General features: G+C 48.8%; 27 protein-coding genes and 1 pseudogene. 12 read left to right on the top strand and 16 right to left on the bottom strand.

Translation table 11 applies throughout. The annotated features are described in order from the left end of the window. Positions 1–13 precede the first annotated feature (13 nt). The 3 genes from BN6539_RS13875 to BN6539_RS13865 are packed head-to-tail and all read left to right on the top strand — an operon-like array spanning position 14 to position 2,769. Positions 14–1,051, top strand: a complete 1,038-nt coding sequence (locus BN6539_RS13875) for a Gfo/Idh/MocA family oxidoreductase (protein WP_067539723.1) — start codon at positions 14–16, stop codon at positions 1,049–1,051. Between the two features lie 12 nt (positions 1,052–1,063). Further along, positions 1,064–1,960, top strand: coding sequence for a fumarylacetoacetate hydrolase family protein (locus BN6539_RS13870; RefSeq protein WP_067539720.1), 897 nt, complete (start codon positions 1,064–1,066; stop codon positions 1,958–1,960). Positions 1,961–1,974: 14 nt separating this feature from the next. Further along, positions 1,975–2,769 (top strand): SDR family oxidoreductase, encoded by a 795-nt coding sequence (locus BN6539_RS13865; RefSeq protein WP_067539717.1) that lies wholly within the window; start codon positions 1,975–1,977, stop codon positions 2,767–2,769. Positions 2,770–2,965: 196 nt separating this feature from the next. Here BN6539_RS13865 and yaaA read toward each other — a convergent pair whose 3' ends face one another. From yaaA to BN6539_RS13840, 6 genes are all read right to left on the bottom strand, one after another. Further along, positions 2,966–3,706 carry a peroxide stress protein YaaA gene (gene yaaA / locus BN6539_RS13860; RefSeq protein ID WP_067539714.1) on the bottom strand — a complete coding sequence of 247 codons (741 nt, stop codon included), beginning with the start codon at positions 3,704–3,706 and terminating at the stop codon, positions 2,966–2,968. After that, positions 3,700–4,278 carry a DUF4190 domain-containing protein gene (locus tag BN6539_RS22965; RefSeq protein WP_242869417.1) on the bottom strand — a complete coding sequence of 193 codons (579 nt, stop codon included), beginning with the start codon at positions 4,276–4,278 and terminating at the stop codon, positions 3,700–3,702. The genes yaaA and BN6539_RS22965 overlap by 7 nt, the downstream gene beginning before the upstream one ends. 459 nt (positions 4,279–4,737) lie before the next feature. Next, on the bottom strand, positions 4,738–5,130 hold the full coding sequence (locus BN6539_RS13850; RefSeq protein ID WP_067539711.1) for a type II toxin-antitoxin system HicB family antitoxin: 393 nt from the start codon (positions 5,128–5,130) through the stop codon (positions 4,738–4,740). A 28-nt stretch (positions 5,131–5,158) separates the two neighbouring features. Next, positions 5,159–5,245, bottom strand: a complete 87-nt coding sequence (locus BN6539_RS23475) for a type II toxin-antitoxin system HicA family toxin (RefSeq protein WP_408606594.1) — start codon at positions 5,243–5,245, stop codon at positions 5,159–5,161. Positions 5,246–5,412: 167 nt separating this feature from the next. Beyond that, positions 5,413–6,282, bottom strand: coding sequence for a hypothetical protein (locus tag BN6539_RS13845; protein ID WP_067539707.1), 870 nt, complete (start codon positions 6,280–6,282; stop codon positions 5,413–5,415). Further along, positions 6,279–6,755, bottom strand: coding sequence for an RNA polymerase sigma factor (locus BN6539_RS13840; RefSeq protein ID WP_182435448.1), 477 nt, complete (start codon positions 6,753–6,755; stop codon positions 6,279–6,281). Before BN6539_RS13840 ends, BN6539_RS13845 begins: the two co-directional genes overlap by 4 nt. 187 nt (positions 6,756–6,942) lie before the next feature. Between BN6539_RS13840 and BN6539_RS13835 the strand changes: the two genes are divergently transcribed. Continuing rightward, a complete protein-coding gene (locus BN6539_RS13835) occupies positions 6,943–7,731 on the top strand; it encodes a Uma2 family endonuclease (RefSeq protein WP_067539702.1) in 789 nt (262 codons plus the stop codon). A 310-nt stretch (positions 7,732–8,041) separates the two neighbouring features. On the opposite strand, the gene BN6539_RS13830 is transcribed toward BN6539_RS13835, so the two are convergent. The 10 genes and pseudogenes from BN6539_RS13830 to gpr form a co-directional block, all read right to left on the bottom strand. Then, complete coding sequence (locus tag BN6539_RS13830) at positions 8,042–9,175, bottom strand: acyltransferase family protein (protein ID WP_067539700.1); 1,134 nt, start codon at positions 9,173–9,175, stop codon at positions 8,042–8,044. A 24-nt stretch (positions 9,176–9,199) separates the two neighbouring features. Then, the gene (gene glpK, locus BN6539_RS13825; protein WP_067539697.1) at positions 9,200–10,690 is read right to left on the bottom strand and encodes a glycerol kinase GlpK; all 1,491 of its coding nucleotides are present in this window, start codon (positions 10,688–10,690) and stop codon (positions 9,200–9,202) included. Positions 10,691–10,791: 101 nt separating this feature from the next. Then, positions 10,792–11,895, bottom strand: coding sequence for a radical SAM family heme chaperone HemW (gene hemW, locus BN6539_RS13820; RefSeq protein WP_067539693.1), 1,104 nt, complete (start codon positions 11,893–11,895; stop codon positions 10,792–10,794). 1 nt (position 11,896) lies between these two features. Next, positions 11,897–12,082, bottom strand: a pseudogene (locus tag BN6539_RS21940) (nucleotidyltransferase substrate binding protein); the annotation flags it as partial. Between the two features lie 69 nt (positions 12,083–12,151). Then, positions 12,152–12,349: a hypothetical protein gene (locus BN6539_RS13815; protein ID WP_067539686.1), complete on the bottom strand. Its 198-nt coding sequence runs from the start codon at positions 12,347–12,349 to the stop codon at positions 12,152–12,154. Between the two features lie 397 nt (positions 12,350–12,746). Beyond that, positions 12,747–13,676: an alpha/beta hydrolase gene (locus BN6539_RS13810; RefSeq protein WP_067539683.1), complete on the bottom strand. Its 930-nt coding sequence runs from the start codon at positions 13,674–13,676 to the stop codon at positions 12,747–12,749. Between the two features lie 41 nt (positions 13,677–13,717). Then, positions 13,718–14,074, bottom strand: coding sequence for a nuclear transport factor 2 family protein (locus BN6539_RS13805; RefSeq protein ID WP_067539680.1), 357 nt, complete (start codon positions 14,072–14,074; stop codon positions 13,718–13,720). 176 nt (positions 14,075–14,250) lie between these two features. After that, the gene (lepA, locus tag BN6539_RS13800; protein WP_067539676.1) at positions 14,251–16,059 is read right to left on the bottom strand and encodes a translation elongation factor 4; all 1,809 of its coding nucleotides are present in this window, start codon (positions 16,057–16,059) and stop codon (positions 14,251–14,253) included. Positions 16,060–16,262: 203 nt separating this feature from the next. Continuing rightward, complete coding sequence (gene spoIIP / locus BN6539_RS13795; RefSeq protein ID WP_067539673.1) at positions 16,263–17,111, bottom strand: stage II sporulation protein P; 849 nt, start codon at positions 17,109–17,111, stop codon at positions 16,263–16,265. Positions 17,112–17,143: 32 nt separating this feature from the next. After that, on the bottom strand, positions 17,144–18,031 hold the full coding sequence (gene gpr / locus BN6539_RS13790; RefSeq protein WP_067539670.1) for a GPR endopeptidase: 888 nt from the start codon (positions 18,029–18,031) through the stop codon (positions 17,144–17,146). A gap of 114 nt (positions 18,032–18,145) precedes the next feature. On the opposite strand from gpr, the gene rpsT reads away from it, so the two are divergent. The 8 genes from rpsT (at position 18,146) to BN6539_RS13760 (ending at position 23,336) form a co-directional block, all read left to right on the top strand. Then, positions 18,146–18,418: a 30S ribosomal protein S20 gene (rpsT, locus tag BN6539_RS13785; protein ID WP_067539667.1), complete on the top strand. Its 273-nt coding sequence runs from the start codon at positions 18,146–18,148 to the stop codon at positions 18,416–18,418. Positions 18,419–18,534: 116 nt separating this feature from the next. Then, positions 18,535–18,708, top strand: a complete 174-nt coding sequence (locus tag BN6539_RS21935; RefSeq protein ID WP_330385090.1) for a hypothetical protein — start codon at positions 18,535–18,537, stop codon at positions 18,706–18,708. Positions 18,709–18,992: 284 nt separating this feature from the next. Next, complete coding sequence (locus BN6539_RS13780) at positions 18,993–19,976, top strand: DUF6017 domain-containing protein (RefSeq protein ID WP_008978068.1); 984 nt, start codon at positions 18,993–18,995, stop codon at positions 19,974–19,976. 31 nt (positions 19,977–20,007) lie between these two features. Continuing rightward, positions 20,008–20,229, top strand: a complete 222-nt coding sequence (locus BN6539_RS13775) for a DUF5348 domain-containing protein (RefSeq protein ID WP_002569164.1) — start codon at positions 20,008–20,010, stop codon at positions 20,227–20,229. Positions 20,230–20,270: 41 nt separating this feature from the next. After that, positions 20,271–20,747: a PcfB family protein gene (locus BN6539_RS13770; protein WP_002569165.1), complete on the top strand. Its 477-nt coding sequence runs from the start codon at positions 20,271–20,273 to the stop codon at positions 20,745–20,747. Continuing rightward, positions 20,744–22,552, top strand: a complete 1,809-nt coding sequence (locus BN6539_RS13765; protein ID WP_016289916.1) for a VirD4-like conjugal transfer protein, CD1115 family — start codon at positions 20,744–20,746, stop codon at positions 22,550–22,552. The genes BN6539_RS13770 and BN6539_RS13765 overlap by 4 nt, the downstream gene beginning before the upstream one ends. Beyond that, on the top strand, positions 22,539–22,709 hold the full coding sequence (locus BN6539_RS22645; protein ID WP_002569167.1) for a hypothetical protein: 171 nt from the start codon (positions 22,539–22,541) through the stop codon (positions 22,707–22,709). The genes BN6539_RS13765 and BN6539_RS22645 overlap by 14 nt, the downstream gene beginning before the upstream one ends. A gap of 411 nt (positions 22,710–23,120) precedes the next feature. Further along, on the top strand, positions 23,121–23,336 hold the full coding sequence (locus tag BN6539_RS13760) for a Maff2 family mobile element protein (RefSeq protein ID WP_002569168.1): 216 nt from the start codon (positions 23,121–23,123) through the stop codon (positions 23,334–23,336). The last annotated feature ends 2 nt before the right edge of the window (positions 23,337–23,338 follow it).

Raw genomic sequence — 23,338 nt, 5'->3', positions numbered from 1 at the left:
GAGGCAATCATATATGAACATCGCAATCATCGGTTACGGCGGCGTAGGCAAGGCCCTGGTGCGCCTGCTCAACATGCAGGAAGAGGTTCTGGCAAAGGACCATCTTCTGCACATCCGCGTTCCCTACATCGTCGATTATTACGGCGGCATTTACCAGGCAGAGGGCATCGACCTTCAGGAGCTTGCCGCTTTTACGGAAAAAGAGAAAGATATCACCAAATTCACAGGCGGCAGCGCGGACATCACCGTAGATCATATCGCCAGTGACAAGACCGTGGATCTTGCTGTCATCATGACGCCCACCAACAAGGAGACAGGGCAGCCCGGCGCAGACTATGTGCGCAAACTGCTGACAGCGGGAAAGCACGTGGTCATCTCCGACAAAGGCCCCGTCATGCTCTACTACGACAAGCTCTATCGTCTGGCTCGCGAACACGGCGTACAACTGGGCATCGGCTGCACCACAGGCGGCGCCCTTCCATCGGTCAACGGCGGCCTCATGGATCTGGCAGGCGGTGAAATCACGTCGATTGAAGGCGTCCTCAACGGCACAACCAACTTCATCCTCAAATTTATGGAGGAAAAAGGATGCGAATACGCCGAGGCCCTGAAAGAAGCCCAGGACTGCGGCATTGCGGAAACCAATCCGACCCTGGACGTGGAGGGCTGGGATACGGCAGGCAAGCTTTTGATCCTGACCAACGTTTTGATGCAGGAGAATAAGACCCTGGACGACATCCAGGTAGAAGGCATCACCCACCTGACGGCAGCGGAAGTGGCCCAGGCCGCCAGCGAAAACTGCAAGTACAAGCTGGTAGGCAAAACCCTTCGAAAGGAAGACGGCCAGCTTTCCATGACCGTCAAGCTGGAGAAGCTTTCCCAGGATCAGCTCCTTTACAGCGTAGAAGGCAAGAACAAAGCCGTCCGCTACTGCTGCAACACCCTGGGAGAACTGGTCATCATCGGCGGCGCGTCCGGCGTCATTCCTGCGGCGGCGTCCATCCTGCGGGATATGGTCAACATCCACAGAGGCTATCAATTTGTAAAGTGAGGTAAGTGAAACATGCGATTAGCAACCATCAGATATGACGGCCGCGAACAGGCCGGCATCGTAACAGAGCGCGGCGTGGTCACCATTGCCGCCATCAACCGTAACAAAGGCACCGCCTGGCACACAGAAATGTACGATTTGATCTGCGCCGAGGAAATTCCCGGTCTGACCCGCTGGTATAACGGCGGGGGTCACGAGGAACTTGCGCAGATGGAAACCGTGCCTTTTGATCAGGTGGTCTATGGACCCCTCTACCGGAATCCGCCCCGCATCTTCGGCATCGGCCTCAACTACAAGGATCACGCAGGCGACCTGGGTGAAGGCGCTCCCGTAGGCTTTCCAGGCAGTTTCTACAAGCCGGCCTCCTGTATCGCAGGACCGGGAGATGAAATCTGCATTCCAGCTTTGGAAGAAGCAAAAAAGACCACCGGCGAAGCAGAACTGGGCATCATCATGGGCAAGAAGTGCAGGTTCATCGAAGAGGAAGACTGGCAGGACTACATTGTCGGCTACACCACCATCCTGGATATGACGGAAGAGTCCATTCTCCGTCTCAATCCCCGCTATCTGACCCTGGTCAAAGGCTTTGACACCTTCCTGACCTTTGGTCCTCAGCTTGTCACCCCTGACGAGGTAAAGGACGTTTCCAAACTGGAAGTGCAGACGGTTCACAACGGCAAAGTCCATGCGGCCAACACCGTAGACAACATGACCCACAGCCCGTCCCGCCTGGTCTCCCTGGTTTCCCATATGCAAGGCTGGCTGCCAGGCGACGTCCTCTCCACAGGAACGCCGAGAGCCGTCCATATCCAGGAAGGCGACACCCTGGAGTGCAGGATTTTCGGACCTGACGGCTTCGCCATGGAGCCCCTGGTCAATCCGGTCATCGATTTGAAGTTAAGAAAATAAATTGGAGGTACAATATGGATTTAGGTTTAAAAGATAAATGCGCCCTGGTGCTGGCATCAAGCTCCGGCCTGGGCAAAGCCGTTGCAAAAGAACTGGCGGCGGAAGGCGCCAAAGTCATGCTCTTCAGCCCTTTTGAAGAGCAGCTGGAAGAAGCACAGGAAGAAATCACCGCCGAAACCGGCAACGAAAATGTGGCCTATTACTGCGGCGATATGACCAAGGCAGAGGACATCAAAGCCCTGGTCAAGGCCACCTGTGACAAGTTCGGTCCCATCTACGCCCTCTTCAACAATGCCGGCGGACCTCCTGCAGGTCCTCTGAACTCCTTTGACGATGAAGCCTGGTACAGGGCTTTTGATCTGACCCTTCTCTCCTATCAGCGGGTAGTCAGAGAGGTTGCGCCGATCATGATGGAAAACGGCGGCGGCAGGATCGTAAACTCCACCTCTTCTTCCATCAAAGCGGTCCTCGACAACCTGGGCCTCTCCAACACCATGAGAGCCGGTGTGGTCGGCTGGTCAAAGACCGTATCACAGGAGCTGGGCAAATACAACATCCTGATCAACGTCATCGGCCCAGGCCGCATCGGCACCGCCCGCATCGACCACCTGGACAAGATGCGCGCCGAAAAGCAGGGCATCACAGTAGAGCAGCTGCAGAACAACACCTTTAAGACCATCCCCCTGGGGCGCTACGGAAAGCCGGAAGAATACGGCAAGCTGGCCGCCTTCCTGCTGTCCAGCACTGCCAATACCTACATCACCGGCCAGACCATCCTAGTTGACGGCGGCCTGGTCAAGGCCTTATAAGCCACCTTGAGATTATAGAACCCCCTCCGCGTTTTTTCATGCCGCGAAGGGGGTTCTTGTTTATACATGTGAAGATAGGAATCTTGAAGTCCTAGCCCGATTTACTTTAAGTAAATCGTTGGCAGGTCTCATGGGAAAAGTCCCCAAATCTCGATTTGGCAGACTTGACCGCTTGACTTCGTGATTTCCACGTTTTTTATTTCAAAAATACGTAAGTTTGCTGATCTGAAAGCGGCTCTGCATAGGCATAGCCCAGCCGGTCGAAATTTTTGATTTTCTCTATGTCCTCGATCTGGTTCTCCGCCATGTACCGGACCATCTCCCCGCGGGCCATTTTGACCATGGTGCCCTTCTCTTTGACCTTTCCATCAATCAGTTCGCCAAAGACACAGGTGATCATTCTTTTATCTTCCGGCAAATAGTCCGAAACGCATCTGCTGTACTCCTTTGACGCCAGGTTCAAGACCGTGTCCGCCTCCTCGAAGAGTTTTGATGCGATGCGCCATCCCCAGAAGTCGTACAAAGAGTCAATCTCTGCACTGCCCAGCTTCGCCTGCATCTCCAGACGGTAAGGCGTAACCCCGTCAAAAGGCCGCAGCATGCCGTAGAACCCGGACAAAATGCGCAAATGCTCCTCGATGTACTCGTAAGCCTCCGTCGTGAAAACCCCCGGCGCCATGTATTGATACTGGATTCCTTCGTAAGACAGGATTGCCGGCGTCAGATTCCGTTCCAGATCCATGGTCTGCAGCCGATCATAATTCAACGCCGCAAGCTTGTCGCTGCAATTCCATACCGCCTTTGCCTCTTCATAAGTGAGTCCCCGCAGAAAAGCCAGCAGTTTTTTCGCATCCTCCATGAAACAGGGGAGATTCCTGCATGGGAAGAGATCCGTATTGACATTCATCTTCTTTGCCGGGGAAATGATGATTACCATCGCCGTAAGGAATTCACTCCATCGATGAAGCCTATGACGAAGATCATCGTCCATAGGATAGATAGAAGCGACAGGGCAAGGCCGATGATGGAACAGATCAGACCTGCTGTAGCCATGGACTTTCCGCCAGGCTCTGACCTGCCCTTGAGGGAAAGGACGATGCCTGCGATACTCAGAATGATTGCAAGGATTTTGCTGAACCAGATCGTCACCAGGCACAAAATCCCCAAGGTCAGTCCGGCAATGGCGTTGGTATGGGTCGCTTTTCTCTCCACATCGGCATATTTGTCGTAATCAAAATCTATAATGGTGGAACCTCCCTGTTCGGATTTTACCACCGTGGCGGCGGTGGCACTAGTTTGAGCGGCTGGGGCGGGGAGAACATCTGGGTTCGGTTGGACGACTTGGCTGGCTTGCACCTCTTGGCTGACTTGGGCTGCCTGCCTTGTTTGGGAAGCTCGGCTGGCTTGCGTCCCTTGTCTTGTTTGGACGCCGGGCCTGATATAACCCTCTGGCGCATAAAGTTCCTGTTCTTTTGTATTATCATTATGTAAATTCGGTTTTGTATCCATGGTCTCGTCTCCTCATCGTGCGGCGATATTGTTTTGTTTATTGTAGCATAATTTTTTCGTTATGGACAGAGGGGAAAACCGGCAAAGAGGCCTGCGGCAGATGGATGTTGCCGGGCAGTCCAGACCGGAATCCGCTCTCACGATAGTTTTGTGCTATTTCCATTGATTTTGGTGACTTGACCTAAAACACCCTTTGCAAAAGACGAAGCACAGAGGAAAATTTCACTGATTTTTCTTTTATGGTGATATTTTGATTGCTATTTCCGGTCATGCCATGCCTGTAGATCGAAAGAAATAACCACGAAGCCCTTTTCCACTCAGAAATATCCCAGTTTCTCCATGTTGAACTGCCGAAAATGACGGCTGTGAAGCTGGTTTTTAGGTCAAATAACCAAAAAAATCTTCAAAAGCACAAAAGTATCGTAGCGCAGTTTCATGCCTTTGCTGTGACCGGCCTGCTCAGATATCCAGGTAGTCCCGCAGTGCGTCCTGAAGCACCGCCGAGAAGTTGACACCCTTGGTAGCAGCTTCCTCATTGAGCCACTGCGGAATGGTCAAAGTCTTCTTGACTGCTTTGTTGTTATGCCGTTTGCGATATTCTATCGTGTCGCAGGTAGTGTAATTGACGAATTCATCCTCCGCTACATCAATGTCTTTTATATCGCTGGCCGTAGGAATCTCACGACCTTCCTTTTCGTAATCATAAAGTGTGAAGGCCAGCACATCCTGCGCCATTTTCAGACCGTCAGCCAGATTACTGCCACAGGTATAGCAGCTTTCAATATCAGGAAAATGAATTGCGTATTTTCCGCCCTTCTCTTTGGTAAACACAGCTGGGTATACGTATTTCATAGGTACCCGCTATGCAATTCGTCACTTCCTATTTTAACCCTGCATCCTTTAATATGCGGTTCATGAGTCCTGTCGGTATTTCTTTTGAAGGGTGTCTTGGAAATGATGTTTTCATTTTCATCTCCTATATATTATTGTACGTATTTACACGTGCGTCAAATGTCCGATGAAAATAGAACCTGGATTTATCCAGGTTCTATTTTACCATTAATTATAAAATTATGTAAACACCTGATAAAAAGCACCCGCAATCAACGGGCGCTCTTTGGTGTGTAAGCATTATTAATAATGTAGATTCTCTGCGATTTCCTTCATGGTGTCCATGCTGACTTCACCTAGGAAATGATACTCGATTCCCTCATAGAAAATAACCATATTGGTCATTTCCCTGACACGAACCTGCTCCCAGGCTGCCGGTCCGTCGGTATCCACCCTGTATAACAGTACATCTGTACCGAGGTTTTTGCATCTGTACTTGGTGGCTTCTGCACTATCAAAGTCCGGGATTACTTCTACATCCTCTCCCTCCTCTGCCTCTGCTTCCGTCTTAATGACAATTTGACAGCTGACCGGCGTTTTAAAAATCTTCCCGCTTGTATAGGTGATGCTATTCACCGTGCTCGCAGAATCAAAAACAGTCGTGTCGACATTTTTCAAATCTCCTAAAATATAGTAATAGTTGGTCAAAGTGATTTCTTTAATCGGTCCATTGTCGCCTTCAATCATTCCGGCATAGTAGTCCCATGAATTCTCCCCTTCGTAACTCTCATCATATTTCAAGAGCCTGACATTCAAGTTTTTTTCAATTTCTTTGAGACCGTCGGTCTTTTTCCACCTTTTATCAGCATCCTCGCTGATTCTGATATATTTACCTTCCATTTCGACTTCGTCTCCCTGTACATAGAAGATTTTAGTAAACTCTTTCAGCACCGACTCCGCATAGGTCGCCACCTGCGGTATCTGAAATACGGTAAACAGCGTCAGCACGATAGCTGCTGCCAGAGCCAGTCTATGATAAAACCTCCGGCTCCTTCTTCGCGGCCTCCCCTTCTGCGTTTCCTGGCCGCTCGCAACTGCCGCAAGGATTCTCTGATCCATCTCCTTCGTGATATGCATGGTTTCAAACGCACCTTTGATCCTGCTCTCATTCATGCGAACACCTCCCCTTTCTCCCATTGGATTTTCAACAATTCCCGTCCCTTTTTCAGCCGCATTTTGACGGCGGACTCCTTCATGCCCAAAATCTCCGCAATCTCTGCACACTTATACCCTTCCACATAATACAGATAGATGACGATTTTGAACTTTTCCGGCAGATTGAAGATTTCTTCCAAAATCGCTTTCTCTTCGTTATCTGCAGGAAGCTGCGCAATTTCCTCAATCGCACCTCTGCGAGAATTCCAAAAAAGCTTCAGGTTGTTCTTGCAGTAGTTGACGGTCACCCTGATCAGCCACCGCTTCTCATGCTCGGTACTCTCAAATGCCGGTGCGGACAACAGGTACTTCAGAAAGACCTCCTGCATCGCGTCCTCGCACTCCTCATTGTTTTTCAGATAGGTAAAAGCGATGCGGTAAATGACGGTCTTATACTGGTCGTACTTTTCTTCAAATTCCCTGATATTCATCCTATCACACTCCTTCATGGGTTCACTCTATATACAGTTGGCGAGGCGTTATGGTCAACTTTTTTCACAAAATTTTTTTGTCAACAAAATTTTCGTATTCGGTTGTATTTCGGTTTTATTCGTGTTATGATAAAGAAAATTCAGGATATATTTCAAACCGTATTTAACCCGAAAGGAGCGTATCATCATGACTATCCAGGAAATGAAGCGCCGCAAGAGAGAACTGGGTTACTCCAACGCCAAGGTGGCTGAGCTATCCGGCGTACCCCTCGGCACTGTACAGAAGATTTTCAGCGGCGAAACCAGTTATCCCCGCTATGCAACACTGCAGGCGCTGGAACAGGTCCTGGGGGAACCGTCCTCCACCACGGGCAAGTGTTTCGTCAACGAAACCACTGCCCCCTATCTGACCAAGAAACAGGGTGACTACACCCTGGAGGATTACTATGCCTTTCCAGAGGACTACCGCATCGAGCTGATTGACGGCGTCATTTACAACATGACTTCGCCCGCTTCCGCCCATCAGCTGATCGCCGGGTATATCTACAATCAACTATTTAACCACATCACCAGTAAGCACGGCGACTGCCTCCCGATGATTTCTCCCATCGACGTGCAGCTTGACTGTGACGACAAGACCATGGTCGAACCGGACGTCATCGTCGTCTGTGACCGGAACAAGGTCATCAAGCGCTGCGTCTACGGCGCACCCGATTTCGTTCTGGAAGTTCTCTCCCCTTCCACCAAAAAGAAGGACATGATCGTCAAGCTGAACAAGTACATGAATGCCGGTGTACGGGAATACTGGATGATCGACCCGGACAAGAAGGTCGTCTCCATCTACGATTTCGAGCACGAGGACTATCCGCTCATCTGCGGCTTTGAAGATAACGTTACCGTATCCATTCTGGACGGCCAGTGCCAGATCGACTTTAGGGAGATGTACAACTACATCAGCTTCCTCTACGAGGACTGATGTATATTAATATCCAAATTCAAAAATCTGCCAGAAAGATGCCATTTTAAAGGCATTTCTGGCAGATTTTATGTTGCGAAAGAATATTTTGCACTTGCCGCTAGGCTCATTGCATCAATTTGTGACCAAAATCACCATTTTTCATATAGACGAATCCCACTATATAGGACTTCTATTTATAAAAATCCGCCTGTTTTTTGAAAAACAGACCATTAAACACCTCTTCATCGTGGCAAAAGTGCCCGAAAGCATCAAAAAAGCAGACATTTATGGCAGATTTCATCATTCGATTCGTTATCTCGTGTTTCTTTTAATCCTCTACTTTTTGCTCAGCGGCTGTCTTCTGTCTGCCCAGCCAGTCCACAGTACCCAGGCCGGCCAGCACCAAGACCTTCTCCACCGCGCCGAAGATGACCAGCACAATGTGATTGATGACCCACATGAAGATATCGTACAATCCGTCTACCACAAAGTCATAGAACTTCGACACCGGTTTTGACGAGAATACCACGACACATAGGGACGCTAAGCCCAGGATCAGCAGCAGATACAGCGGACTGCCCGCCTGCGGCAGGGCAAAAAATCCCATGGTGATACCGTGTTTTTTGATCCACTGGCGCACAACCAGATGGAAGATATAGACCGGCATGGTATTTCTGCCCACATAGGCCAGGTAATTGTCTTTGCCCGGCAGGATGTTGAACATCAGAACCAGCCATGCACAGCCGAGGACGAACAGCACGAAGCGCATCAAGATGTCCACATACCAGACAACGCCGATTTCCGCGCCTGGCCGTCTGAGCAAGTACCATTCCACCGGAATGCCAGTAAGTCCGTAGGCAAGATAGATTGAAATACCCACCAGCACGATGCCCAAGACCAGACTCTGCCACTTCTTGAGGCATTTGATCTTGGCGATGTGTTCCGCATTGCAGTAGTATCCCAGGAAAAAGAAGGAGAAATAGGATACAAGCCGACCTAGCGACAGATATTCCGTCAAGAATGGGATGCATCCCGCCACCAGATACAACACAAAGGTGATTGCAAAGAAATGCGGAACCTTTATGTAATTTTTCTGGAACAACTTGTACAGGAACAGCGCGAACATGAACCACATGGCAAAGGGCGGCTGATCGAAGTACAGATTCGCATGACCCCACAGCAGGGTTCTCACCCCATAAAAGAAAAAGATACTCAATATATAAGGCCATAAAAATATCTTAAAGGCAATTTGTCTGCTCTTTTCCGGTTTTTTCGAAAAATAGCCGGACAGAAACATAAACGCCTGCATGACAAATACATTGATCGTGATATAGATGACACCGCTGACGGAGTCGTGGCTGAAGTGCCCTGCCATTCTCGTAAAATGGGAAATCGGGATACACCACATACACAAGCCTCGAAAGGTGTCGAATACATAATCTCTCTGTTTGATTTCACCCATAAAAAGTCCTCCATTAAATTGCTGCTATTTTGCCCATCCTATGGTGCGCTCCAATGCTTTTTTCCAGCCGGACAAAAGCGTCTGCCGCTGTTCATCTGCCATGGATGGCGTAAATGTCCTGTCAATCTGCCAGTTTTCCAGCACGTCGTCCTGGTTTTTCCAGTATCCCGTCGCAAGTCCCGCCAGATAAGCCGCACCCAGGGACGTGGTCTCGATGCACTGCGGACGCAGGACATCTTTGCCCAGAATATCAGATTGAAACTGCATCAGGAAGTTGTTGGCACAGGCACCGCCGTCCACTTTCAGTGATACCAGCTCTTTGCCCAGATCCGAGGCCATGGCGCCCAAAAGATCGCTGGCCTGATATGCCAAAGACTCCAAGGTCGCACGGACAAGGTGATTTTTGTTGGCGCCTCTGGTCAGTCCGAAGATCGCGCCCCTCGCGTAAGGATCCCAATACGGGGCGCCCAATCCGACAAAGGCGGGAACGACGTAGACCCCGTTGGCATCTGCAACCGACAGCGCCATCCGCTCTGACTCGGCAGAATTCTTCATCAGAGAAAGCTCGTCCCTAAGCCACTGAATCGCCGCGCCGCATACGAAGACCGAGCCCTCCAGGGCATAGTTCACTTTTCCGTCAAGTCCCCAGGCGATAGTCGTCAAAAGACCGTTCTCCGAATATACCGGTTTTTCCCCCGTGTTCAGCAGCAGAAAACAGCCTGTCCCATAGGTGCTCTTAGCTTCTCCCTGCTGAAAGCAAGTCTGTCCGAACAAAGCCGCCTGCTGGTCTCCTGCCGCACCGGCGATTTTGATGGGACCGGCAAAGAGAGTGCTCTCCGTCTCCCCGTATACCTCGCTGGATGGACGCGGCTCGGGCAGCATGGACTTTGGAATATCCAGAATCGAAAGAATCTCATCGTCCCACTGCAGGGTATTGATGTTAAACATCATCGTCCTGGAAGCGTTGGAATAGTCAGTAACGTGAACCCTGCCTCCAGTCATCTTCCAGATCAGCCAGGTTTCAATGGTGCCAAAGAGCAAATCCCCGGCTTCGGCTCTTTCCCTTGCGCCTTCTACATTTTCCAGAATCCAGCGCAGCTTTGTCGCGCTGAAATAGGCGTCGATCAAGAGCCCTGTCTTCTCCTTAAATTGTGCTGCCAGCCCCTGCGCCATGAGCTGGTCGCAGTATTCCGCGGTACGTCTGCACTGCCATACAATGGCGTGATGTACCGGCTGCCCTGTATGCTTGTCCCAGACCACCGTCGTTTCCCTCTGATTGGTGATGCCGATGGCCTCGATATTCTGATACGTCACACCCGCCTTGAGCATGGCTTCGTGGGCCACTGTCATCTGGGTAGACCAGATTTCGTCGGCGTCGTGCTCTACCCAGCCCTGCTGCGGATAGAACTGGTGAAATTCCTTCTGTGCCACGCTGACCATCTCGCCATTTTTATTGTAGATGATACAGCGGGAACTGGTCGTCCCCTGATCTAATGCTAAGATATACTTGTTCATAACGTTTCCTCCTATACGACTAACGCCAGACCGCTCGCTTCTGCTCGGGTGGTGCTTTAGCACGTGGCAATCCACAACACAACAAATTGTAACAAGAACCATTATACGAAAATCGCCATAATGGCGTTGGATATATCAAATCCTTCTTCGCTCAGTCTAAGAACCCCATCTTCTTCCACCAGCTGTCCGCTTTCAAAGTAGGGACTGAGCGCACCGCGCCGATCCACAAAGACCTTCCAAAAGTCCCTGCCATAACGTTCTTTGAATTCAGCCAAACTGATTCCCCTGGTCTTCCGAAGACCGGTAAAAACAAATTCTGCCGTATCATCGGCAAACCCATTCTCATGAAAGAACGACAAAGGCGGCTGGGTAAAGCGGATTCCGTCTACATAAGAACTGGCGCCGCTGCCGATACCCAGATAATCCCCCATGGACCAGTATTTCAGGTTATGTCTGCACTGCCTGCCCGGCTTTGCGCAGTTGGAAATTTCATAATGCTCGTAACCCGCTTCCTTAAATCGCCTAATTGCAGTATGATACATTTCCCTGTCCACATCGTCGGGAACCTGGTCAAACTCCCCTGCCATGAACAGATCGTAAAAGGGGGTTCCTTCCTCGATCTGCAGGCTGTAGAAGGAAATATGTTCCGGTGCAAGGGCGATGGTCCGCTCCAGGGTGTCCTGCCAGATATCCATGGTATGACCAGGAACAGCAAACATCAGATCCACGTTAATGTTGTCAAAGCCGCAGGCCCTTGCCATCTGGTAGTTGCTGACAAAATCCTGTGCGGTATGAACTCTGCCCAAAGTCTTCAAACAGTTCTCATCAAAAGACTGCAGTCCCATAGACAGCCGGTTGACCCCCGCCTGCCTGTAAGCTGTGAGCTTTTCTTCCGTCAAAGTCCTGGGGTTGGACTCTATGGTGATCTCCGCATCTTCTGCGATGTCAAAGTGTGCCCGGAGGGCTGCAAGCACCTTTCCGACCAGGCCCGCCTCAAGGATAGAAGGCGTGCCGCCGCCGATAAAGACGGTATCCACCAGATAACGGCTGCCATATAAGCTGCTGTACGTCTTTATATCGTCTATCAGCGATTCTATATAGGACTCCTGTTCCGCTGCCGACGTGCCGCCACGGGAGTAAAATCCGCAGTAATTGCACTTTGACAGGCAGAAGGGGATGTGAATGTAAATGCCTAAAGGTTTCATATTATAACCAGCTTCTCTCTATCTTTTCTTTCAGGTCGCTAAACATCGTGACATATTTCTGTTTTGTCTTTTCTATGATATCGTTCGCCATACATTTATCATATGAATGGGACACATTATTTTTGGATAGCAAGGCAGATAACCACGTCTCTTCGTCATCGATCAATCCCGCTTTATTCCATAGACGATAGCCAGCTCTCTGATTTCTTCAATGACTTTTACCTTTATCCTCGTTTCTTCAAACATTTTCCGTTCCTCAATCGATGTCGTACAGCTCGTAAAGCTTGAGCATGTTTTCAAAGGTCATCTTGTTGCTCAGAAGCTGCATGTAGGTCGCTGACTTCTGTTTGCCTTCGCCCCGCAGCTTGTCCAGTTTGCACACAATGTCCGCATGCTGCTCCTCGATGGACTTTTTCATTTTCTCAAATTGTGCGAGCCGTTCTTCGCTGCTCATGAGTGATCTCCTTTTCTTCTATCAAAGCATGTTCCGTTTCAATAAGGTTAGGCTTTGGAGCTATATCCGGGCATTCCCGCGTAACTGGGTTAAGATTTAGGCGCATCAGCAGAGGGGTATATCTGATTCCGGTTATTTTTTGTATGAATTCCAATCGTTCAAATGCCATCTACATTTCATAAAAGTAACCACATGTGGTATATCCACAGATATTGTGAGCAGTCACGTCTGTTTTCCAGGGTAATGGCTGTTTTATCGTCGCGGAGTTACGCGAGACTTGCGATGCAGCGTCAAAAAACCTAACTTTATCGTACAAAACGCGCATCATATACCCCCATCCCCTATACGTCTTCCAAACCTCATGATCATAGACATTTTCAAATACGCATCACACGATTCACCCAGCGTCGAACCCCTTCTTCAAAAACAAAATGCGTTTTTGAATATTACTCATTGCAATCTGGGTATTCAAAGCAGAATCATAACCGTGGATGGTTCCTCTTGTTTGATTTATTTCAACCTTGGCCTCGCTTCTCGAAAGTCTCTTTCCATATAGAATGCCTTCATCACGCAGACAGTCATATTCTGCAGTTTCGATATATGTATTTGGTATGATCTGAGGCAGATTGTTATGCATTGGAGAAGCACTATATGCATCTTCAACTTTCAAGTCCCTACAATAATATGACCACATCCGCCTGTTATTTCTGGCGTTCCATAACGGTGTATCAGAAAACTTTTTCATGGAATCCGTCTGCATCTCTATATCCGTCAAAGGGTATACAAGCATTTGAAGACACGGTTGTTTCAATTCTTCCGAATTATAATTGTTACAAATCAAGGCAGCAATAGATGCCCCGGCGCTGTCTCCAGCCACTCCGATCTTTTCAGTATCGATTCCAAATTCATCTGCATTTTCCATAATCCATCGATATAGGGTCAGAACATCTTCATATGCGGCTGGGTATGGATACTTAGGTGTCAGATGATAATCCGGAAAGCAGACCCTGCAGTTTGCCTCCATTGCATAGATGCACGCAAGTTTCTTGTGATAGGCAGAAGCCCGATAGCTGAATGCTCCTCCATGGACATAAATCAGACAGGGCAGCTTTCCTTTTTCATTCAACGGTTCAAAGATCTCCGTCCTGAATTTCAACCCTCTATATCCTTCCATCGTGATATTTCTGTTCGTGATTCCCTTGGGAACTGTCGTTAGTCCAAAAGAAATCGCCTGAAATAGATTGGCGCACTTTATCAGCACTTTATTATACGGCACGTTTCTTGCTATTGACCTTAATTCAGGATCGATCTGCTTTTTGTATTTCATCTATCGGCAAGCCCTCTTCTATTACCTCTGCAAACTGAAATTTATTCGATAGGTAAGTTTCGTAGTTTCAAGAATGATAGTTTATCCCAATATCCTCTTTGAAACAGAATTTTTCCATTAACAACATGAAAAAATCCACAGCCTCTTAAGCCTAATGGGTCTTTCCATTCTAAAATTGCCCATTGCCCATCTTCAAATATATTTTCTACAATGCAAGTCATATCTGCAATCGCAAATTCATCAGTAAACATTGCACGAATTACTTCTATTCCAATTGCAGGCTCATTGGCTACTTGATGATTTGTTGCATCTTCGTGATAAAGACTTGTAATTGCCTCTACATCGTGATTATTAAAGGCATCTACCCACTTACACACTACTTCTTTTGGTCTTAACATAATATCTTTTACCTCCTCAAATTCTAATTTTCTTTCTTCTCAATTCACTGCTAAACTGGCAGCTTGTCAGGATTGCAGACTGTTTATCATCAAATCTCAGGCATCCTTGCCAGAATCCCAAGCAACTAACCCGCAGATAAATGCACCATATTTTCAGACAGCGGTGAGAAATATGGTCATTTATTCTCATCATACTTCAACACTGCGGTGAAGGCCTCCTGGGGCACTTCTACCTTACCGAACTGGCGCATACGCTTCTTTCCTTCTTTCTGCTTCTCCAGCAGTTTCTTCTTACGGGAGATATCGCCGCCGTAGCATTTGGCGATGACGTCCTTACGATAGGCGCGGACCGTGGAGCGAGCGATGATTTTCTGCCCCACGGCAGCCTGGATCGGCACCTCGAACTGATGCATCGGAATGATTTCCTTCAGTTTATCGCAGACGAATTTACCGCGGGCGTAAGCCTTTGATTCGTGAACGATCATGGAGAAGGCATCCACCAGATCTTTGTTGAGAAGCACGTCCAGCTTGACAAGCTGAGACTTCTCGTAACGGATGAACTCATAGTCCAGGGAGCCGTATCCGCGAGTCTTGGATTTGAGTGCGTCGAAGAAGTCATAGATAACCTCGTTGAGAGGCAGCTCGTAGTGCAGCTGCACTCTGGTCTCCGCCACATATTCCATGTGGAGCATCTTGCCCCGTCGATCCTGGCAAAGCTCCATAATGGCCCCGACATATTCTTTTGGTATCATGATGTCGGCCTTTACAATGGGTTCTTCGATGTGGTCGATCAAAGTCAAATCCGGCAGGTTGGTCGGATTCTGAATCATCTCTACAGACTCGTCGTTCATGACGACCTTATATACGACGCTGGGCGATGTGGTGATGACGGCCAGGCCGAACTCTCTTTCCAGACGCTCGACGATGATCTCCATGTGCAGAAGGCCCAGGAAGCCGCAGCGGAAACCGAAGCCGAGAGCCGTAGAAGTCTCCGGCTCGAACAAAAAGGCAGCGTCATTGACCTGGAGCTTTTCCAGCGCGTCCTTGACGCCTTCATATTTCTCCCCTTCTGCCGGATAGATGCCGCAGTAGACCATGGACTGCACCTTCTTGTAGCCCGGAAGCGCTTCCTCCGTCGGATCCTTGTCCAACGTCACCGTATCGCCCACGCGGGCATCTTTGACCTGTTTGATGGATGCACAGATATAACCTACCTCGCCAGCCCTGAGGAACTTGGTAGGAACATGGCCGGGCGCCATGACGCCTACCTCTGTGACTTCGTATTTCTTGTTGGTGCTCATCAGGCGAATCACGTCGCCCACCTGGACTTGTCCATCAAAAATTCTCACATAGATGACCACGCCTTTGTAGTTGTCATACACCGAGTCAAAGATCAAAGCTTTCAGCTTTCCATGCTCGTCCCCTTCCGGTGCGGGAATAGTCTGAACTACGGCTTCTAACAGGTCGTTAATGCCGAGTCCTTCCTTTGCCGAAACCAATGGCGCCTGGGATGCGTCGATGCCGATCATCTCTTCAATTTCTTCCTTCGTCTCATCAGGTCTGGAACTGGCAAGATCGATTTTGTTCAGGCAGGGCAGTATCTCCAAATCTTCATCTAAGGCCAGATAGACGTTGGCCATGGTCTGCGCCTCTACCCCTTGGGTTGAGTCAACGACAAGAACGGCTCCCTCACAGGCAGCCAGACTTCTCGAAACCTCGTATGTAAAGTCTACATGACCGGGCGTGTCTATCAAGTTGAAGATGTATTCATTGCCATCTTCTGCCTTGTAGACAAGCCTGGTGGTCTGCAGCTTAATTGTGATGCCTCTTTCCCGTTCAAGATCCATATTGTCCAGGAACTGTTCTTTCATATCTCGGTGTGCGACGAGACCTGTGTTTTCAATAATCCTGTCTGCCAGTGTAGATTTGCCATGATCTATATGCGCTATAATGCTGAAATTTCTAATATATTTCTGATAATCCATAATTACCTCTCTTCTGCGTACTAATTCAATCTATATTCTATAGCAAACAGCTCTATTTATCAATGAAATTTTCTAATCTTTCCATCACTGGGACATGACTTCCATCAATTTGAGCGCACTGTCTGTCTACATGAACCAGCGAAACGGTTCCCAGTAAAAAGACGATGAACAGTACAATTGATTTTCTGAAGGTTTTCAACTTATCAACTCCCTTTCAGTGCTTTTGCCAGAATCTTGCCGTAAACCTCGGCACAGTTTCTGACTTCCTTTATATTATTCCTGTTATTTCCCATTTCTATAAGTATGGATTTTTCGGAAAGTTCCTGGTTATACCAATACGGCCGCTCCAGTATCTCTCCCGTATATCCGTCGTAGCTTTGCGCAATGCTGTTCAGCTTGCCCAGAAAGCTGCTGTTGCCGCTGTAGGTCTCTGTCGTGTTGCTGATGACGTAAGAGTAAACGGCACAAGTTTTGCCGTTAACCGTTTGAACAGGTCCCGCTTCACTGCCTGCAGTGGCATCTCTATGCAAGTCGATGATACACTCGATGGACGGATACTTCTTCAACAGCGCTTTTACCGTTTCGTAGCTTCGCGTGTAAGAATTATCATAAGATGGGTTGTCGTGGATTGTCTTATCGTGAACTACTGCGATTCCTGCATCCTCCAATGTCGCTTCAAGCACGTTTCCTACATCACGAACTGTATTTTCTTCCTGCAAAATATGAAAGTTACCCTGCGAAGAAGGCAGATAGCTCTCTGTTGCATGGGTATGATAGATTAGCACCTTTGGATCGCCGTTTTTCCCTTTCTTCACTGACTTGGTTACCGGTTTTTCCGACTGATCGGTGGAATCCGTCGTCGTCGCCTTATCTGCCGGCTCCGGTTTTTGACCGTCATCTGCTACAATATCCATACAGGGAAGGCTGCTCTCCAGGCACATGGCAGTAAGATTGTCCCCACTGACCGCTGTCCCTGCCATGTCCTTGATAAGCAGCGCCACTGTCACAAGATATATAAACACAAAAAAAACAATTAAATTTTTCTTACTCATACTCCCCCCTGGCAGGATTTCATCATAATCCTTTAAGAGTATATGCCTGGGTGAAGCGTAATATTAATGGCTTTTGCAATAATGTCCGAGAAATATTTGATGACAATATCAATGTCCGTAGATGTGACAACCATGTCAAAATCTCTGTCAGCCAGATAGCTGCTGACTTGATTTTCAGGCACGCGAATCTGCTCCATAGCCTCCATAATTACCGTCTTAGAATCGATAACCGTTGGCACGCCGATGGCGATCACCTTGGTGCCGAGGGTTTCCTCATTGAGCTGTTTTCTCATGTTGCCCATCCCTGCGCCTGGAGAAATTCCAGTGTCACTGATCTGAATCGTCGTGCTGACCCTGTCGATATTTCTAGCGGCCAAGGCGTCAATAGCGATGACTACGTCAGGTTTTGTCATGTCTACCGCCTTCTCAATCAGCTCAGCCGTTTCCATTCCTGTGGTAGCTGTAACGCCAGGAGCCAATCCGCTCACATTAGACATCTCCTCATCACCCTCACAATCAAAAATTTTAAACAGATGGCTGGTAATTTTGACCTTTGAAACAGTATTAGGCCCCAGACTGTCAGGCGTCACCTTTTCATTACCCAATCCTACTACCAGAACCTTCAGATAATAATGATGTTTTACCAGCTTGGACAATTCCACTGCCAAAGCCTTTGCCGCACGATGAATGATGTCGTCCTTTTCTTCAATGACACCTTTGACCTCCATTGTCACATATCTGCCGCAGGGCTTGCCGAGAATCAGCTCCCCCTTCGGATTGACGATGTCGATCGTCGTAACCTTGATATCCTGATCGATTTCCGCCTTATCTATGATAATCCCATCCTTTTCTTTCGGTTTTACGCCTGTTTCAGACAGGTTTTCGATGCCTTCCACGGCAAGGTCTGTTCTATATTTCATATTTTTCCTCCTTTTTTTAATTTTTCCTTGCAAACTAGCTTGTCTTCGTATATACTAAGATGTGCGAATTTAGCTAAAAAAATGCTAAAAATTTATATAGTGGGGTGAACAATTATGGCAAACATTAAATCCGCAAAAAAAAGAATCAAGGTCATCGACAAGAAAACAGCTAGAAACAGAAGAGTAAAAGATCATCTTAAGTCAGTTCTTAAGAGCTTTGACGGCGCATTAGAAGAGAAAAACTTCGAATTGGCTGCAGAAAAACTTACTTTAGCAGAAAAGAAGTTAATGCAGGCTGCCGCAAAAGGAACGATCAACAAGAAATCTGCTTCTAGAAAGATTTCCAGACTGGCAAAAAGATTCAACGCTGCAAAAGCAGCTAACTAAGTCTCACCCGTCCCCACCGGTGTATAAGTTAAATACACAAGCGAGAGCTACGAAAACGATGGATGTGTCTCCCATCGTTTTTTCTTTACCAAAAATAATTAGAAAGGACTGATTTTATGTCATTACATATCGGCGCCACGAAAGGGCAAATTGCACAAACGGTCTTAATGCCAGGCGATCCACTGCGGGCGCAGTTTATCGCAGAGAATTTTTTAGACAATGCCGTCAGGTATTCTGAAATACGCAATATGTACGGCTACACCGGTACCTACAAAGCTGACGTTAGATAACGATACTTTTGAAAACACTGGAAAATCAAGGTTTTTCGAGCGACGGACAAGCAGGGTATTGTACTAAAAACTGAATACGACGCAGAAGCGGCGTTTCTTACTCTCTACATGGGAGAACAGGAACGCCGCTTTTTTCATGCCCTTTGTTACGCAGTAGGGGCAGAAAAAGCCTTGCTACAAGCGGTTTTGCGGGTGTGTATCTGGCGCGGCAAGGGATTTATACCTTATTCCCCGAAACCGCGCTTCTACTGCGTAACAAATCCAAAGCAAAGGAGCTATGAACTATGGCAGTTTTCAGAGTGGAACGGAACAAGGGCTACACCGTAATGAGCAACCACCACCTACGCAACAAGGAGCTTTCCCTAAAGGCAAAGGGGCTGTTGTCGCAAATGCTGTCACTCCCCGAAGATTGGGACTACACCTTGAAAGGCTTATCCCTTATCAACCGGGAGAAGATAGACGCTATCCGCGAAGCCATTAAGGAGCTTGAACGCGCCGGGTATATCGTCCGTTCAAGGGAGCGCGACGAGAAAGGACGCTTGCGGGGCGCGGACTATGTGATATTCGAGCAGCCGCAGCCGCCTACGCCGGATTTACCAACATTGGAAAATCCAACATTGGATAATCCAACACAGGAAAAACCAACATTGGAAAAACCTACGTTGGAAAATCCAACGCAATTAAATAAAGATATACAAAGAACTGACTTACCAAAAAAAGAAAAAATAATTACTGATGAACAAAGTACCCATTCCATTCCTATCCTTTCCCCTAACCCCTCTCCTTGCAGAGAAGCGGCTACGCCGCCGGAACGGAAAGGAACGGAAGCGACAGCACAGAGCGCAGTTGATATATACCGGGAAATCATCAAGGACAATATCGACTACGACATTCTCAAACAGGACATGAAGTTTGACAGTGACAGGCTTGACGAGATTGTAGACCTCATGCTTGAAACCGTATGCACCGCCAGAAAGCGGGTACGGATTGCGGGGGACGACTACCCGGCAGAGCTTGTGAAATCTAAGTTTATGAAACTGGACGGCGAGCATATCCGCTTTGTGCTTGACTGTATGCGGGAGAACACAACGAAAATCCGCAACATCAAGCAATATCTGAAAGCAGCCCTTTTCAACGCCCCGTCCACTATCGGCAATTATTACACTTCCCTTGTCGCCCATGACATGGCAAGCGGCGCACTGTCACCGAAAAAGCCGCAGTACGGCGACCCGGACTATTATTCATGCAACGAGGGCGAAAGCCTGTAACCACCCACAACCACAAAAGGAGGATTTTATTATGGCACAGAAAATGACAGGAGCATTGGTATTTGACGAGCGCACCGACCGTTACGACATCCGCTTTGACTTAAACAGCTACTACGGGGGCTTGCATTGCGGCGAGTGCTTTGACGTATTCGTGCGGGGCAAGTGGAAGCCGACCCGGATTGAGTACGGCGACAACTGGTATCTTGTGGGTATCAGAGCCGAGGACTTGAACGGGCTGCGGGTGCGTATCTGACCGCCGCCCCATAAAGAAACGCGAAAGGAGGACGCGACAAATTGCAGGACGAAGTAAACGAAAAGACCATAGCCCTTTACATCAAGACCGGGAAGCTGACCGCGCAGACGCTCCAAAAGGCAATGAAAGCCATACTGTCAAAGGGCAAAAAGCAGCTTGCAAAACCGCCACAGGGCAAGCAGAGCTTAAAGCAGCTTATGAAGCAGAACGCGGGCGTTTCCAACATTGAGATTACCGAGGGCAATATCAAAGCCTTTGAGAGTACGGCGAAAAAGTACGGTATCGACTTTGCGCTGAAAAAGGACGCGACGGAAAGCCCGCCCCGCTATCTGGTTTTCTTCAAGGGGCGGGACGCGGACGTGCTGACCGCCGCCTTTAAGGAATTTTCCGCAAAAAAGCTGACACAGGAGAAAAAGCCCTCAATCCGAAAGCTGCTCTCTACCCTCAAAGAAGCTGCACAGGGCAAGAACGCGGAACGGGCAAAGGTCAAGAACAAAGACAGGGAGGTATCGCTATGAAGCCGGAAATCAAGAAGCTGCTTATCTTAAATCTCCCGTATCTGCTCTTTGTCTGGCTCTTTGATAAAGTGGGCGCGGCTGTCCGGCTCTCCCCCGGCGCGGACGCGAGCGCAAAGCTGCTACATCTTGGGGACGGTTTTACCGCCGCCTTTTCCAGTATCGCGCCGAGCTTCCACCCGGCAGACTTAGCTTTAGGCATTGCGGGGGCGGTCATTGTCCGGCTGATTATCTACACCAAAGGCAAGAACGCGAAGAAATACCGCCGCGGGACAGAATACGGTTCGGCGCGTTGGGGCGGGGCTGACGACATAAAGCCGTACACCGACCCGGTATTTGAGAACAATATCCCCCTAACGCAGACGGAACGGCTTACCATGAACAGCCGCCCGAAGCAGCCGAAATACGCAAGAAACAAAAATATCCTTGTAATCGGCGGTTCCGGCAGCGGCAAGACCCGGTTCTTTGTGAAACCGTCGCTCATGCAATGTACGTCAAAGGATTTTCCAACGTCGTATATCGTCACTGACCCGAAAGGAACACTGATTTTGGAAACCGGGAAAATGTTACAGCGGTACAAATACCGTATCAAAGTGCTAAATACGATTAACTTCAAAAAATCCATGAAATACAATCCCTTTGCCTATCTGCGGAGCGAAAAGGACATTTTGAAGTTAGTCAATACCATTATCGCCAACACCAAAGGCGACGGGGAAAAATCCGGCGAGGATTTCTGGGTGAAAGCGGAAAAGCTCTACTACACCGCGCTAATCGGCTATATCTGGTATGAAGCCCCGGAGGACGAGAAGAACTTCACGACGCTGCTTGAAATGATAAATGCGTCGGAAGCCCGCGAGGACGACGAGGACTTCCAGAACCCGGTTGACCTCATGTTTGAACGTCTGGAAGAAAAAGACCCGGAGCATTTTGCAGTCAAGCAGTACAAAAAATACAAACTTGCGGCGGGCAAGACCGCAAAAAGCATACTTATCTCATGCGGCGCGAGGTTAGCCCCATTCGACATTAAGGAGCTGCGGGAGCTTATGGAAACCGACGAAATGGAGCTTGACACCATAGGCGACAGAAAGACAGCCCTTTTCGTGATTATCAGCGACACCGACGACACCTTTAACTTTGTCGTGAGTATTCTCTACACACAGTTATTCAACCTTTTATGCGACAAAGCAGATGATGAATATGGCGGGCGGCTTCCCGTCCATGTTAGGTGCTTACTTGATGAATTTGCGAATATCGGGCAGATACCAAAGTTTGAAAAGCTCATTGCAACGATACGGAGCCGGGAAATCTCCGCGTCAATCATCTTGCAGAGCCAGTCACAGCTAAAGGCAATCTACAAGGACAACGCCGATACCATAGTCGGCAACTGCGACACCACGCTTTTCTTGGGCGGCAAGGAGAAAACCACCCTCAAAGAAATATCGGAGATTTTAGGCAAGGAAACGATAGACAGCTTCAACACTTCCGAAACCAGAGGGCGGGAGCTTTCGCATGGGCTGAACTATCAGAAATTGGGAAAGCAGCTTATGACGGAAGATGAAATCGCAGTCATGGACGGAGGGAAATGTATCTTGCAGCTACGCGGGGTGCGCCCGTTCTTTTCGGACAAATTCGACATAACGAAACACCCGAAATACAAGTACCTATCCGACGCAGACCCGAAGAACGCCTTTGACATGGAAAAGCACCTTAAACGCCGCCCCGCCATTGTCAAGCCCGACGAGGTTTTTGACTATTACGAGATTGACGCAGCAGACTTACAGGAGGACGCAGACCATGAGGAAACGTAGCGCAGAGGAAAAACAAAAGCAGCTTGAACGGTTTTTAATGAATGTTGCGGAAGCCGCCGACGCTGCATTATGGGAGTATTGGCGGGAAAAGGAAGCGGAACACCGCCGTTTTGCAACGGAGTATGTCACGCGCCGGGGGCTTATCCCGCAACAGTGACAGCATGGCAGACCGCCGGGGGACAGGGGAAGCTACACTTCCCCTACGCTGCCTTGCGGCAGCTACCCCTTTGTGAACTTGCGGGAAGCGAACACCTTGCTACGCAAGCTATTCACTTCCCGCAAGTCTGAAAAAAACGTCCGGCAGCACAGCGGGACACAGAAAGGAGCGATTGAAGCAATCACATCTATCCATACCGGCTACATGATACGCGCCCCCACTTTCCGGCGCAGTACACAGCGGCAGGAGCCGCACCCCTTACAACTGAATACCGCCGCGCCGCAGGACTTACGCAGCGCGGGGACAGCCGCCTTTACCAGAGGGCGGTTTTTTTATGCGGCGGCGACCATACGCTGACCGCCTTTTGTCCGCTTGCCGGACAGCCGCAGACGCGGCAGAAAGGATATATTTATGGCATTTTTCAATAGCGCAGTAGACGTTTTGCAGACCCTTGTTGTAGCACTTGGAGCCGGGCTTGGTATCTGGGGCGTGATTAACCTCATGGAAGGCTACGGCAACGACAATCCGGGCGCGAAAAGCCAGGGCATGAAGCAGCTTATGGCGGGCGGCGGCGTTGCCCTTATCGGCATGACCCTTGTACCGCTGCTTTCCGGCTTGTTCGGTTAAGA

It is taken from the genome of Emergencia timonensis (genome assembly GCF_900086585.1).
GTDB lineage: Bacteria > Bacillota > Clostridia > Peptostreptococcales > Anaerovoracaceae > Senimuribacter > Senimuribacter timonensis.
Note: the sequence above shows the minus strand (reverse complement) of the source record. Positions and strands in the feature narration are given on the sequence as shown.